We start from the raw sequence: 13,460 nt of genomic DNA on the forward strand, positions 1-13,460 counted from the left end.
TCAGTCCTCTCGGCAGGTCACCGCCGCGGCCAGGAAACGCCGGTTTGTTTCACGATGCCGGGCCGGCGGGCCGGTGGTCAGGGCCGAAGGACCTTTTCCGGGGTTCGGTCGCCGCCGGGGAGCGGCCCGGTGGCCGGTGCCGGAGTCGGTTGCCGATGGTCAAGTGCCGAGCGGGACCCGCCAGGTCACCGTGGTCCCGGTGCCGTCCGCCCGGGGCCCCGTGCTGAACGTGCCGCCCAGGTCGTCGGCACGGTCGGCCATGTTGACCAGGCCACCGCGGGCCCGCGCCGGATCGAAGCCGATCCCGTCGTCCTCCACCCGCAGCGTGACCTCCGTGTTGCCGGCGTGCACGCTGACCCGGGCACTGCGCGCCTGCGCGTGCCGGGCGACATTCGACAGTGCCTCGCGCAGCACGGCGAGCAGCTCGGGAACGACGTCGTCGGGCACCACACTGTCGATCGGCCCGGTGGTGTCGAGCACCGGGGTGAACCCGAGGGTGCCGGCCGCCGCGGTCACCGCCTCGCGGAGCTCCGCCCGCAGCGACGGACCCACCGGGGCGCGCAGCTCGAAGATGGACGAGCGGATGTCGCGGATCGTCGCGTCCAGATCGTTGACCGCGGTGTTGATCCGGTCCGCCACCTCCGGGCGGGTGGCGTGGACGATCGCGGCCTGCAACTGCATGCCGGTGGCGAACAACCGCTGGATCACCACGTCGTGCAGGTCCCGGGCGATCCGCTCACGGTCCTCCAGGACCAGCAGCAGACCGCGTTCCTCCTGGGCGCGGGCCCGCTGCAGGGCCAGCGAGGCCTGTCCGGCGAAGCTGGCCAGCAGCACCGCGTCCTCGTCGCCGAGCGGCTGGGCGCTGGGCTGGGCGACGAGCAGCACGCCGTGCAGCATGTCGGTGCCGCTGAGCGGGGCGGCCAGCGCCGGACCGTCGGGCACCGGGACCGGCCAGTCGGCGACCGTCGGCAGGCGCGGCACGTGCCGATACGTCTCCCGACCCAGGTCGGCCAGGGCCGTGTCCTCGACCAGCAGCGACCTGCCGGTGAGAGTGGCGCAGCCCGGGTCGGCGCCGTCGGCGACCTCGACCGTGTACCGCCCGGTCACCTCGTCGTGCAGCAGGACCATCACCAGATCGGAGCCGGACAGCTCGCGGGCCCGGCGGGCGATCAGCCGCAGCGCATCGGTGCGCTGCACGTCGCCGAGCAGCACGCTGGTGATCTCCGCGGTCGCGGTGAGCCAGCGGGCCCGGCGCTGGGCGACGGCGAACAGGCGGGCGTTGTCGATCGCGACGCCCGCGGCGGCGGCCAGGGCGACGACGATCTCCTCGTCGTCCTCGCTGAACTCGGCGGCGCCCTGCTTCTCGGCGAGGTACAGGTTGCCGAAGATCTGGTCCCGGGTGCGGACCGGCACGCCGAGGAAGCTGTGCATCGGCGGGTGGTTCGGCGGGAAGCCGAACGAGTCGGGGTGCCGGGTGATGTCCGGCAGCCGCACCGGTTTCGGATCGGTGATCAGCAGGCCGAGCACGCCGCGGCCGTGCGGCAGGTCGCCGATCCGGGCGTGCGCCGCCGGGTCGATGCCGTGCGTGATGAAGTCGGCGAGCTGGGTGCGGTCGGCGCCGATCACGCCGAGTGCGCCGTACCGGGCGCCGGCCAGCGCGCATGCCGCCTCGACGATGCGTTGCAGGGTGCTGCGCAGGTCGAGGTCGCTGCCGATGCCGACGACCGCGTCGAGCAGGGCGCGCAGCCGCTCCCGGCTGGACATCACCTCGCCGACCCGGTCGAGCATCTCGTGCAGCAGCTCGTCGAGGCGGACCCGCGACAGCGGGCTCAAACCCAGCGACGGCGGTCCGTCCCCGGCAATCGGATCACCCATGCCGCACAGGCTAGCTTGGCCGCCGCGGCGCCCTCACGTGTAGAAAGAACCCATGATTCGCGTCTTCCTGCTCGACGACCATGAGGTCGTCCGGCGCGGCCTGATCGACCTGCTGCAGGCCGCCGGTGACATCGAGGTGGTCGGTGAGTCCGGTTCGGCCCACGAGGCGGCGGCCCGCATCCCGGCGCTGCGGCCCGACGTGGCGGTGCTCGACGCCCGCCTGCCCGACGGCAGCGGCATCGACGTGTGCCGGGACGTGCGCGCCGTCGACTCGACGATCAAAGGCCTGATCCTCACGTCGTACGAGGATGACGAGGCGCTGTTCGCCGCGATCATGGCCGGGGCGTCCGGCTACGTGCTCAAACAGATCCGCGGCACCGACCTGGTCGACGCGGTCCGCCGGGTGGCGCAGGGCCAGTCGCTGCTCGACCCGGCGGTCACCCAGCGGGTACTGGAGCGGATCCGGCACGGCGTGGAGCAGCCCCGCGAGCTGGCCGGCCTCACCGACCAGGAACGCAGGATCCTGGAGCTGATCGCCGAGGGCCTGACCAACCGGGACATCGCCGGCCGGATGTTCCTGGCGGAGAAGACGGTGAAGAACTACGTGTCCAGCCTGCTGGCCAAGCTGGGGCTGGAACGCCGCACCCAGGCCGCGGTGCTGGCCACCCGCCTGCTGGGCGACCACCCGCACGGCGGTTCCTAGACGATCTCGACGACCTGCTCGGTGGCCAGCCGCGGGGTGTGCGGCGGGGCGGTGTGCTCCGGATCCTGCAGGCCCAGCCGGACAGCCAGGTGCGGCACCCCGACCCCGCCGAGCATCCGGCGCAGCGCGTCCCGGGTGAACGGCACCTCCACCGGTCCGGGCGGCGCTGACCACCCTCAGCGGCACCGACGGGGACACGGTGGACGACGTCAGCGGGGGAGTAGAGCTTGCTTCAGGACAGAGCGGCGGCCCACACGGGGAAGGGATCCGGATTCTGCCGGCTCAGATCGGCCGAGTTCTGAACCTCGGTCAGCTCCGTCCAGGGGATCCTTCCCGGCTGAGCATCGGAGGCCGCAAGAAGAAGTACATCGGTGACCTCGGGCGTCAATCGGTAACGACCACCGAACGGGAGACTGTCCGCGGGCTTGGATGTCAACGAACAGCGAAGCTGCCCAGCCTGTTCGTCGTACCAGCAGTAGAAGATGCCCGGGCCGGGGCCGTGTCGCTTCGCCAGGTGCCGAACGACATGTTCCAGGGCGGCGGCAACGGCGGTGAGGTCAAAGCGGTTCGGCACACTGTAGTGCCACGTGTTCGTTCGATGTTCGGCTTCGAGGTCGTCTGCACGCAACGCGATCTCGGGATCATCCAGGTAGGACAACGTCATGACCGCCAACGGATCGCTCCCGATCGTGTCGTCCGCGGCGTGAGACATGCTCAACTCCGACCCTTGAGAGCCTCGACCGGCTGAATCACCACGCCGGCATGATCCCACACGTTACGCCAAGACCCTCCGCACCCAGCGTGCCCCCGCCGCCGTTGACGGCGCGTTGCGGGACGGGGTTCTCGTCGCTGGCCCGGGTGGGGCCGAGGCCGACCGTCGGGATCGCCGCGGATCCGGTGCCGCCGCCGGCACCGTGCCGGCGGCGGCGGCAGTGTCACGGCGTGGTGTCCGGCCGCGGCGCGTCGGTCTTCGCCGGGAGTGCCGGCGTGGGGACGGGCACCGGCGAGGTCGAGGCGGACGGTGACGGGGAAGCCGATGCGGACGGTGACGCCGACGACGGGGACGGCGCCGGGGTGGTGGCGCCGGCGTGCGGGCCGGGCAGTGGCGAGGAGGTGATCGTCGTCTCCGGGAAGTCGAAGGTCCACCCCTCGGCGAGCAGGCCCGGGATCAGTTTGCGCAGCGCCTCCACGGTCTGCTTGCGGTCGCCGCCGCCGTCGTGGACGAGCACCACCGCCCGCGGTGTCAGCTGCGCCCGGATCCGCGACACGATCGTGTCGACGCCGGGCAGCGTCCAGTCGTCCGGGTCGACGACCCAGCCCAGCGGGGTGTGCCCGGCCTTGCCGCCGGCCTTCGCCGAGGGGCCGAAGTCGCCGTACGGGGCGCGGTAGTAGGTCACCGTCGCGCCCGGGACGGCCTCGGCGATGGCCGCGTCCGTCTCGGCGATGTCCGCCCGACTCTTGGCCTCCGAGACGATGCCCAGGTCGTCGTGGTGCATCGAGTGGTTGCACAGCCGGTGGCCGTCGGCCACGATGCGGCGCACCTGCTGCGGATACCAGCCGGCGTTCTCGCCGACCATGCAGAACGTCGCCTTGACGTGGTACCGGGCGAGCAGGTCGAGGACCGCCGGGGTGTAGTCGGACGGGCCGTCGTCGAAGGTCAGCGCGAGCCGTTTGCCGGGGTGCTCGGTGTGCACGACCGGCTCGTAACCGGCCGCGGCGGCGTGCAGATCGGTGACCGAGTCGGGGCTGTGTCCGCCGTGGCCGGTCTTGCCGAAGTCGCCCGTGTCGGCGCGCCCGACGTGCGCCGGTGCCGGCAGCGGCGTGACCGGCGCGCCCTGCAGCGCCGACCGGGTGAACTCGCGCCAGAGCTGGGCCGGGATCGTGTCACCCTCGATCCGCTTGTTCTTCGCGTCGCGCAGCGGCCCCGGTTTCGCCCTGCCGAGCCACACCGCGGTGGCCAGTTCCGGCGTGTAGCCGGCCATCCAGGCGTCCTGGTTGTCGCGCGTCTCGAGGTACTGCTGGGTGCCGGTCTTGCCGGCGGCCGGACGACCCGGGGTGAAACCGTGCTCCTGCACCACCGACCGCAACACCGTGGAGACGTCGGCGGCGATCTTCGGGTCGACCGCGGCGGTACCGCCGGTCGGCTCGGTGTAGTCGAAGCCGGTCGCCCCGGTCACCGAACGCACGAAGTGGCGCTGGTGCCGGTCGCCGTTGCCGGCCAGCGTCGCGTACACGGTGGCCAGGTCGCCCGGCGTGACCGGGTAACGACCCATGGCGATGTCGCCGCGGGTGTGGCCGGGGGCCGGGTCACCCTTGACATCCACCATCGACTTGGCCCCGTGGTAAGTGTCCGGAATGCCGAGCTTCACCGCCATGTCCCGGACCCGGTCCGGGCCGATCTCCGCGGTCACCGCGTAGAACGGCGTGTTCAGCGAGTCGACCATCGCGTGCTGCAGCGTGCAGTCGGCGCACTGCAGATCGTTGTGGTTGCGCAGGGGCACGCCCCGGTCCGGGAACAACCGCGGCGAGCTGCCGTCCCAGTGGGACTGATAGGCGATGCCCCGACCCAGCGCGGCCGCCAGCACGATCGGCTTGAACGTGGACGCGGCCGGGTGCAGAGCCGCCGCGTAGTCGAAGTAGCCGCTGCCGTGCTCGCCGCCGTAGTACGCCCGTACCCCACCGGTCGCCGGATCGACCGCGACCAGGGCCGCCTGCAGGCCGGACGGCTGGCCGTGCAGTTGTGCCGCGACGGTGCCCACCGCGGCCTGCTGCGCCGCCGCGTCCAGCGTGGTGACCACCTGCAGGCCCTGGGTGTGCAGCTGCTGGGAGGTGATCTGGTGGGTGGACAACTCGCGTTCCACCTGGTCGACGACCAGACCGAGCGGGCCGCCGATCGGCGAGCCGGCCGGCTGCAGCTGCGGGTACGTCACCGCCGGGTCCACCCAGCCGTTGGCCTGGGCGCTCGCCAAGATCCAGTTCCAGCGCCGCCGGGCCGCCTTGGCGTCGTGGTCCGGGTCGTATCCCCAGGGATCCTTGATGACCGCGGCGAGCACCGCGCTCTGGGCGAAGTCGAGCCGATCCGGGGTGATCCCGAAGTAGGCGTGCGCGGCGGCGGCGATCCCGTACGCGCCCCGACCGAAGTAGATCGTGTTCAGGTACCGCTCCAGGATCTCGTCCTTGGAGTGCTCGCGTTCCAGGTTGAGGGCCAGCGCGAATTCCCGGGCCTTGCGGTTCACCGTGACGTTCTGGGTGAGGAAGGCGTTGCGGGCGTACTGCTGGGTGATCGTCGAGGCGCCCTGGTGCGCGCCGCCCGCGTCGGCCACCATGGCCCGCATCACGCCGCGCAGGGAGACGCCGACGTGGTGGTAGAAGTCGCGGTCCTCGGCGATCAGCACAGCCCGGCGCAGCTCGGGCGAGACGGCCGACAGCGCCACGTCGTTGTGGTCGGTGGCACCGACCCGGGCCAGGATGGTCCGACCGTCGCGGTAGTACAGGACGGACGCCTGTGGCTCCGGGCTCACGCCGGGCACCGGCACGGATTCGACGTACGCCTCGGCTGCGGCCGCCCCCGCGCCGACCCAGAACAACAGTACGGCGACGACGGTGGTCACCAGTCGGCGCCAGCGGACGGTTCGTTTCTCGATGGATTCCTGCTGCACACCCGCATAGACGAGGCCAAGAGCATTTCCGTGGCATGTGATCTTGTGTTACCGGACGGTCACTCACGTTTCCGGCCCGTTGACCAGCGGCTTCGGCAAGGTTGCACATGTGGGTGATGACATATGTCTCTATTGCTATCCGCTGACGCAGGTGCCCGGCCGGCGATCCGCGTGGCGCCTCCCGCAACCGGACGAGAGGCGGCGCGCCCGGGGGAGCACAGGTGGCGGGCGATGCGGTGGGGCCGAGGGTCGAGGACGCCGACTCCCGCGCCTGCCGCGGGACCGAGCCCGTTCGACGGCCCGGTCCCGCGGCGTTTCTCACCCTTTCACCACGTTGCGCTGCCGACCCAGTCCGTCGATCTCCATCTCCACCACGTCGCCGGCGTTCAGGTAGGGGAAGCGGCCGCCGAGCGCCACCCCCTGCGGAGTCCCGGTGTTGATCAGGTCGCCCGGTTCCAGGACGGTGAACTGGGACAGGTGCCAGATCAGGTGGCCGACGTCGAAGATCATGTCGGCGGTGCTGGAGTCCTGCCGCGGCTCCCGGTTCACCCAGCTGCGCAGCCGCAGCGGGAACCGCAGCTCGTCCGGGCTGACCAGCCACGGGCCGAGCGGGTTGAACGTCTCGCACGACCTGCCCTTGGACCACTGCCCGCCGGACCGCTCCAGCTGGTAATCACGTTCGGACACGTCGTTGGAGAGCACGTAGCCGGCCACGCACTGCAGCCCGGCCGCCGGGTCCGACAGATACCGCGCCTGGCGGCCGATCACGACGCCCAGCTCCACCTCCCCGTCGAGGCGCTTCGACCCGGGCGGGATCAGGATGTCGTCCTCGGCGCCGATCACCGTGTTCGGCGCCTTGGAGAAGACGATCGGCTCGGCCGGCGGCGCCGCCCCGGACTCGCCGGCATGCGCCGCGTAGTTCGGCCCGATGCAGAGGACGACGCCGGGCCGGGCGATCGGCGGGGCGATCCGGTGATGGTCGAGATCGGCCGGCGGCAGCTCGTCGGGGTCCCCGGTGAACCCGCCGGCGGCCAGGAACGCCCCGTCGATGTCCGCGGTCACCTCGGACAGGTCGCGCAGCCGCCCCCCGGCGTACAGAATCGGACGTTCCGCCCCCGGCGCTCCGGCGCGCAGATACCTCACGAGATCTCCCATCGATAGACGCGGATCGCGGTGCGGCCGGACGCAGCGCCGGAGCGGCCGCCGGGAATGCCGGTGAGCACCAGAGTGACCTCCCCGCAGGACGCCACCACCTCGCACACCGGCCGGTTCGCACCGGACATGAGCCGGTCCGACCCGGAAGATCGGGAGCGATGTCGACGTACGGGCGCATGCGCGCAGATCCGGACCGGGCAGAGCCATCGCGGCGGCGTCGGCGACCTCGGCGGCCGACCGCATCCCGACCAGCACCGACACGACGGCCGGGTGGGCGAGCGGGAACTGCAGGGCGGCGGCCCGCAGCGGCACGCCGTGCCGGTCGCAGACCGCGGCGATCGCCCGAGCCCGGGCGGCCAGCGCCGCCGGAGCCGGCCGGTAGTGGTAGGTGGGACTGCCATCGGGATCGGTCAGGATGCCGGAGTTGTAGACGCCGCCGCAGATCACCGCGACACCCCGCGCGTGGCACTCGGGCAGCAGGTCGGCGAGGCCGGACTGGTCCAGCAGCGGGTACCGGCCGGCCAGCAGCACACGGTCCAGCTGCCCGGTGCGGACGAGGTCGGTCAGCATCGCCGACTGGTTCATCCCCGCCGAAACCGCACTGATCACCCTCTGGCGGCGCAGCTCCACCAGGGCGGGCAGGGCCTCGTGCACGGCCTGCCCGAAATGGTCGTCCGGGTCGTGCAGATGCAGGATGTCCAGGCGATCCACGGCGAGTCGGTCCGGGCTGGCGCGCCACAGCGTACGTACGCCGGCATCGCTGAAATCCCAGACCTGTGCCGCGCCGGACGGCTCGGACCACAGCTCGTTCCGCGTCTCGCCGGCCGGGACCAGGCGGCGGCCCACCTTGCTGGACAGCACGAACCCCCGGCGGCCGCGCAGCGCGCGGCCCGCCCGGACCTCGGACAACCCCGCGCCGTACAGCGGCGCGGTGTCGAAGAAGCGCACCCCGGCATCCCCGGCGGCGTCGATCGCGGCGATCGCCCCGGCGTCCCCGACCGGCCGGAACAGCCCGGCGATCGGGGCCAGGCCCATGCCGAGGCGGGTCACGGTGAGATCGGTGCGGCCGAGCGGCACCCTGGTGAACGGATCCATCCCGTAAGATCCTGATGCCTTTCGATATGCTAAGCAACTTTCGAGTGCGCGCGCCGCGTGCCCGGAATCAGCATCGGCACCCGGGCGGCATACTCCGCATAGGTGTCGCCCAGCTGCCGCCGCAGGTCACGCTCCTCGAAACGGATACCGATCGCGATGTAGCCGGTCGAGGCCACCGCGAAGAACAGGTGCCCGACGGTCATCGTCGGCGTCGCCCAGAAAGCGATGATCATGCCGAGCATCATGGGGTGGCGGACCCGCTTGTAGAGCCAGCGCTCCCGGAAGGCCGGCGCCTGATACGCGTCCCGCCGGACGGCCTGCTTCAACCCGAACATGTCGAAGTGGTCGATCATGTAGGTCGCCGCGACGGCGAGCGCCCAGCCCGCCGCGTACAGCACCCAGAGCAGCGGGCTGCCCCGCCAGACGACCGCGGGAACCGGCTCCCACCAGGCGAACAGGGCTACCAGGACCAGGCTGGCGGCGAGCACGAAGGTGCTCCGCTCGACGGCGGCCGGCAGGTGACGTTTGAACCGGGGGCGGGCCATGATCGTGTGCTGGACGGCGAACGCGAGCAGCAGCAGGGCGTCGACGGTCAGGGCGGTGGCGGGGGAGTGGGTGGCCGGGCCGTCCACCGGGCCGGTCAGGAAGACGACCGCCCACCCGATGCTGAACAGGAACGTCACATAGGCCAGAACGGCATAGCCGAGAATCACCATCGACCCATCGTCGCGGCGCCGGGGCCGGTGGACAGGCCGGAAAATACCGCAGCCGGCGAGCCGGGCCGCCGCCGTGGGCCCGCTCGGCCGGGGCGGATCCCGGCGGTCATCGCCACACCGCAGCCGAGCGGATCGGTCGCCGATGAACCACAGATACAGGTGCAGCCCGCGTTCGACGAGCCGGCACAGCTCGATGGCCTGAGTGACCCAGTCACCGTCCGGTGCCTTCGAGTGAGCGCCGTTGAGTGTCGGCTCTTCGGGTGCACCAGGTCGCTCGTGTCGAGTGAGTCCACCCGCCGGAGGTTGCAACGTCCCGGCTCGGTGGAGTGCGCATGTGATCGGTGAGCGTGAGCGTCGTGGATGGGCCCGCCGAATGCTTGGGTGGCCTCGGGAATGCGTAGCAATCGAAGGAGTCGCGATCTTTCCAGTGCGTCACGATGGTCACGGCGACACTGGCCTGGGCCGTGCGGTGCGGCTGCCTAGCGTCACCGCGCCCAGCACGGCGACGACGATGCTCAGCGTGCGAGCCATGACCCGCGTCGGCGCTGTCGTGGTGGGGCGTCGGTTCATGAGATCTCCGAGGTGGTGAAGGTCCGAGCCAGGCCGGCCGTTATGGTGTCTAGTGGTGGTTGCCGGGCTGGTTGTCGCGCCGCTTGCCGCTCGCCGCGCATGCGGCAAGCTCAGCTGACCAGTACGACCTGCAGCAGACGGGGACCGTGAACGCCTTCCACGCGGCGTAGTTCGATGTCGCTGGTAGCGGAGGGCCCGGAAATCCAGGTGAGTGGACGGCTGTGGTCCAGCCGGGCAAAGGTGTCAGGCACGTCCGCGACTACTTGCCGGGCATCGACTACGCAGATGTGCCGATCCGGAAGCAGGGTCAGCACCCGGCGCCCTTGGCGGGGGCCGGCGTCAAGGATGATCGTGCCGGTCTCGGCCACCGCGAGCGCGCAACCGGTGACCACAGCACCCACCTGGTCCAGCACCGCGTTGCTCAGGTGGCCCCGGTCCACGACGGCACGTGCCTGCCAGGCCGCGGTCCAGCGTGAAGGCAGATCCGCGGGCACGGCGATGTCGTCCGCTACGCCCGTGACGAGTTCGGTCAGCATGTCAGGCAGCAGGTGCCACGTGGTGGTGACCACCTGCGCCCGGTAGTCGAGCAACCGTTCGCAAAGCAGAGCGAGAGCGTCCGGCGGTTGTGTCGGAGTCGGCAGCGGGAGAGCTTGCGGCACCGCCGGCGAGTCTGACAAGGCTCGCCGGAGGCGGGACAGGATTTCGTCACGTGCGTGGGTCATTGCGTCTCCACCAATCCCGGAAGGATTCGGCTGCGGGCAGCGGGGCGTCGCGATAGCGCGTCCAGGGCGACAGTGGTGCCGGTAGCCGGCGTACCGTGCGTCGGCCGAGTATCCGCACCAGCGGAGCGGCGCCGGCGCGAGCGGCCCGTAAGGCTCGTTCGTACCGGCGGCGATCGCTCATGGTCCAGGTCAATGCCCGCATCACGGCGCCTTCGGGTGCCGCCGGTGAGGCGAGCACCGCTTGTTGCCTCAGGTGTACCAGCACGCGGGGAATATCTATTTTCACCGGGCAGACGTCGTAGCACGCGCCGCACAGCGTCGAGGCGAACGGCAGCGACGGGTTCGCGGCGACTCCGGTCAGCTGTGGCGTGAGGACCGCACCGATCGGCCCCGGGTAGACGCTGCCGTACGCGTGACCGCCCGTGCGTTCGTAGACGGGGCAGACGTTCAGGCACGCCGAGCACCGGATACAGTGCAGCGCCTGGCGTCCGACCGGGTCGGCCAGGGTTGCTGAGCGGCCGTTGTCGAGCAGGACGATGTGAAGCTGTTGCGGACCGTCGTCCGGAGTCACGCCGGTCCACGTCGAGGTGTAGGGGTTCATGCGTTCACCGGTCGACGAGCGAGGTAGAAGGCGCAGGAATATCGACAGGTCGGTGAAGCGCGGAATGATTTTCTCAATCCCTACCACGCTGATCAAGGTGCGCGGCAGGGTGAGGCACATCCGGCCGTTGCCCTCACTTTCCACCACGACCAGGGTGCCGGACTCGGCGATGGCGAAGTTGGCGCCCGAGACCGCCACCTGGGCGGAGAGAAAACGCGCGCGCAGGTGTGCGCGTGCGGCCGCCGCCAACGCATGCGGATCGTCGCTGAGATCAGCGGGCGCGTCCGGCATCCGATCGCGGAACAGGTCGCGGATCTGCTTGCGGTTGTAATGGATCGCGGGTACGAGAATGTGTGAAGGAACGTCGTCGGCGAGCTGGACGATGAGCTCCGCCAGGTCGGTCTCGACCACGTCGACGCCCGAGCGGGCGAGCGTGTGATTCAGCGCGATTTCTTGAGTCGCCATCGATTTGACCTTGACGACCTCGCTGGCTCCTGCGGCGGCCACCAGCCTGGCAACGATGGCGCCGGCCTCTACCGCGTCACGTGCCCAGTGCACCTGGGCGCCGGCTGCTGTCGCGGCCGCCTCGAATCGTTCCAGCAGTTCTGGCAGCCGGGCCATGGTCTCGGCTTTGATGGCCGCTGCGGCGTCGCGCAGCTGTTCCCAGCCGGCGATCTCACCGACTGCCTCGTCGCGGCGACGGCGGATGGTGCTGGTCGCTCGGCGCAGGTTGGCCCGCAGCTGTTCGTCGGCGAGTGCCCGCGCCGCGGCGGTGGGAAAGGGGACGCCTCGGGCCGTTCCCGGTATGCCGAGGCCGCTCACTGCCCGGCCGCCAGGATCTCGGCATAGTGGATCGTCTGGAGACCGCTGCGGCGCCGGCTGAGGCCGCCGCCGATGTGGGCCAGGCAGGAATTGTCGGCAGCGGCCAGATAGTGAGCGCCCGTGGTTTCCGCGGCAGCACATTTGTCGGCGAGCATCGCACCCGAAACCGCGGCGTTCTTCAGCGAGAACGTGCCCCCGAAGCCACAGCACTGCGTCGCTTCCGGTATTTCGCAGAGCTCGAGGCCTCGCACGCGGCGCAACAAGCGCAGCGGGCGGTCGCCGAGCCGGAGCATACGCAGCCCGTGACACGTCGGGTGGTAGGAGACGCGATGCGCGAACCTGCCACCGACATCTTCCACGCCCAGCACGTCGAGCAACAGCTCGGAAAGCTCGAAGGTACGCGCGGCCACCGAGGCGGCTCGGGCGTCGAGCCTGCCGTAATGCTCGCGCACCATGGCGGCACACGATCCTGAGGGGGTCACCACCGCGTCGTACTCCTCGAAAGTCGATACATAGTCGTGCACGAGCGGCATGACCAGATCGGGATAGCCGGAGTTGAGTTGCATCTGCCCGCAGCAGGTCTGGGCCATGGGAAACTCGACAGCGTGACCGAGCCGGCGCAGCACGCGGACGACTGCTTGCCCGGTCTGTGGTCGCAGCAGTTCGTTGACGCAGGTGATGAAGAGCGCTATTCGCACGGCTCGGTCCTTCGGCTGAGTGACCAGGAGGCGTGACGGACCGTGTTGCGCAGCCGGCCGATTCCGTCGACCGACACCTCGACCACGTCGCCCTCGCGCAGCGACCGCTTCGGGTTCATGAACTCCCCGCAGCCCCACGGCGTGCCGGTGAGGATGACATCGCCGGGATCGAGGGTGAAGCTTCGCGAGCAGAAGGCGACCAACTCGGCCACGGAGAAGATCATCTCCTCGGTGCTGGAGTCCTGGACAATCTCGCCGTTGACGATCGTCCGTAGCGAGAGCCTCTGCGGATCGGGAATCTCGTCCGCGGTCACGAAGACCGGGCCGAGCGGGCAGAAGGTGTCGAGGCTTTTGCCGCGCACCCACTGACCATCGCGGAACTGCAGGTCCCGAGCGGAGATGTCGTTGGCGACCAGGTATCCGGCGACGTGGGAGAGTGCCTGGGTAACGTCGACGTTGCGCGCGCGGCGGCCGATCACCGCGGCCAGCTCGACCTCCCAGTCGACGCGCTCGGTCAGCGCCGGGTCCACGACGATGTCATCCGTGGGGCCCACCACGCTGGACACGAACTTGGTGAAGATGAGCGGCTCAACGGGCTTGTCGAGGCCGGTCTCGCGGATGTGGTCGAGATAGTTGAGGCCGATTGCGACGATCTTGCCGGGTCGTAACGGGGCGCGAAGACTGCCGGTCACCGGTGGTGAACCGAGTACCGGATCGGTCAGATCGGCATCCGCGGTCAACATTGCTCGCAGGTCGTTGCCGGCCATCGGCAGGTAGGCGCCGTCGCATTCGGCGGCGAGCCGAGGCCCGGAGGCGGTGTCCAGCAGCGCGATGCGCATGGAAC

General features: G+C 70.5%; 11 protein-coding genes. 1 reads left to right on the top strand and 10 read right to left on the bottom strand.

All coding sequences use genetic code 11. The features are described from left to right. Positions 1 to 159: 159 nt before the first annotated feature. The gene (locus ACSP50_RS20230; RefSeq protein WP_014691122.1) at positions 160 to 1,875 is read right to left on the bottom strand and encodes a GAF domain-containing sensor histidine kinase; all 1,716 of its coding nucleotides are present in this window, start codon (positions 1,873 to 1,875) and stop codon (positions 160 to 162) included. 52 nt (positions 1,876 to 1,927) lie between these two features. Between ACSP50_RS20230 and ACSP50_RS20235 the strand changes: the two genes are divergently transcribed. Then, the gene (locus ACSP50_RS20235; protein WP_014691123.1) at positions 1,928 to 2,578 is read left to right on the top strand and encodes a response regulator transcription factor; all 651 of its coding nucleotides are present in this window, start codon (positions 1,928 to 1,930) and stop codon (positions 2,576 to 2,578) included. On the opposite strand, the gene ACSP50_RS42065 is transcribed toward ACSP50_RS20235, so the two are convergent. The 9 genes from ACSP50_RS42065 to ACSP50_RS20280 all read right to left on the bottom strand — a co-directional run bounded on the left by ACSP50_RS42065 (position 2,575) and on the right by ACSP50_RS20280 (position 13,455). Further along, entirely contained in the window at positions 2,575 to 2,724 is a 150-nt protein-coding gene (locus ACSP50_RS42065) for a hypothetical protein (protein WP_014691124.1), read from the bottom strand. The genes ACSP50_RS20235 and ACSP50_RS42065 overlap by 4 nt on opposite strands. An 86-nt stretch (positions 2,725 to 2,810) precedes the next feature. Continuing rightward, on the bottom strand, positions 2,811 to 3,290 hold the full coding sequence (locus ACSP50_RS20240; RefSeq protein ID WP_014691125.1) for a hypothetical protein: 480 nt from the start codon (positions 3,288 to 3,290) through the stop codon (positions 2,811 to 2,813). Positions 3,291 to 3,513: 223 nt separating this feature from the next. Next, positions 3,514 to 6,237: a transglycosylase domain-containing protein gene (locus ACSP50_RS20245; RefSeq protein WP_014691126.1), complete on the bottom strand. Its 2,724-nt coding sequence runs from the start codon at positions 6,235 to 6,237 to the stop codon at positions 3,514 to 3,516. 318 nt (positions 6,238 to 6,555) lie between these two features. Then, positions 6,556 to 8,487, bottom strand: coding sequence for an aldo/keto reductase (locus ACSP50_RS45095; protein ID WP_014691127.1), 1,932 nt, complete (start codon positions 8,485 to 8,487; stop codon positions 6,556 to 6,558). Between the two features lie 29 nt (positions 8,488 to 8,516). Next, complete coding sequence (locus tag ACSP50_RS20260; protein ID WP_014691128.1) at positions 8,517 to 9,203, bottom strand: isoprenylcysteine carboxylmethyltransferase family protein; 687 nt, start codon at positions 9,201 to 9,203, stop codon at positions 8,517 to 8,519. Between the two features lie 680 nt (positions 9,204 to 9,883). Beyond that, on the bottom strand, positions 9,884 to 10,495 hold the full coding sequence (locus ACSP50_RS20265; RefSeq protein WP_014691129.1) for an LUD domain-containing protein: 612 nt from the start codon (positions 10,493 to 10,495) through the stop codon (positions 9,884 to 9,886). Next, a complete protein-coding gene (locus ACSP50_RS20270) occupies positions 10,479 to 11,918 on the bottom strand; it encodes a lactate utilization protein B (RefSeq protein WP_014691130.1) in 1,440 nt (479 codons plus the stop codon). The genes ACSP50_RS20265 and ACSP50_RS20270 overlap by 17 nt, the downstream gene beginning before the upstream one ends. Next, positions 11,915 to 12,616, bottom strand: a complete 702-nt coding sequence (locus tag ACSP50_RS44070; protein ID WP_014691131.1) for a (Fe-S)-binding protein — start codon at positions 12,614 to 12,616, stop codon at positions 11,915 to 11,917. Before ACSP50_RS44070 ends, ACSP50_RS20270 begins: the two co-directional genes overlap by 4 nt. Next, positions 12,607 to 13,455 carry a fumarylacetoacetate hydrolase family protein gene (locus tag ACSP50_RS20280; RefSeq protein WP_014691132.1) on the bottom strand — a complete coding sequence of 283 codons (849 nt, stop codon included), beginning with the start codon at positions 13,453 to 13,455 and terminating at the stop codon, positions 12,607 to 12,609. The genes ACSP50_RS44070 and ACSP50_RS20280 overlap by 10 nt, the downstream gene beginning before the upstream one ends. Positions 13,456 to 13,460: the final 5 nt, after the last annotated feature.

The organism is Actinoplanes sp. SE50/110, from assembly GCF_900119315.1.
In the GTDB taxonomy this organism is placed as follows: Bacteria; Actinomycetota; Actinomycetes; order Mycobacteriales; family Micromonosporaceae; genus Actinoplanes.

Coding starts and splice junctions, on each gene's coding strand:
- ACSP50_RS20230 (WP_014691122.1), bottom strand. CDS start 1,875: ATGGGTGATCCGATTGCCGGGGACGGACCGCCGTCGCTGGGTTTGAGC.
- ACSP50_RS20235 (WP_014691123.1), top strand. CDS start 1,928: ATGATTCGCGTCTTCCTGCTCGACGACCATGAGGTCGTCCGGCGCGGC.
- ACSP50_RS20240 (WP_014691125.1), bottom strand. CDS start 3,290: ATGTCTCACGCCGCGGACGACACGATCGGGAGCGATCCGTTGGCGGTC.
- ACSP50_RS45095 (WP_014691127.1), bottom strand. CDS start 8,487: ATGGATCCGTTCACCAGGGTGCCGCTCGGCCGCACCGATCTCACCGTG.
- ACSP50_RS20260 (WP_014691128.1), bottom strand. CDS start 9,203: ATGGTGATTCTCGGCTATGCCGTTCTGGCCTATGTGACGTTCCTGTTC.
- ACSP50_RS20265 (WP_014691129.1), bottom strand. CDS start 10,495: ATGACCCACGCACGTGACGAAATCCTGTCCCGCCTCCGGCGAGCCTTG.
- ACSP50_RS20280 (WP_014691132.1), bottom strand. CDS start 13,455: ATGCGCATCGCGCTGCTGGACACCGCCTCCGGGCCTCGGCTCGCCGCC.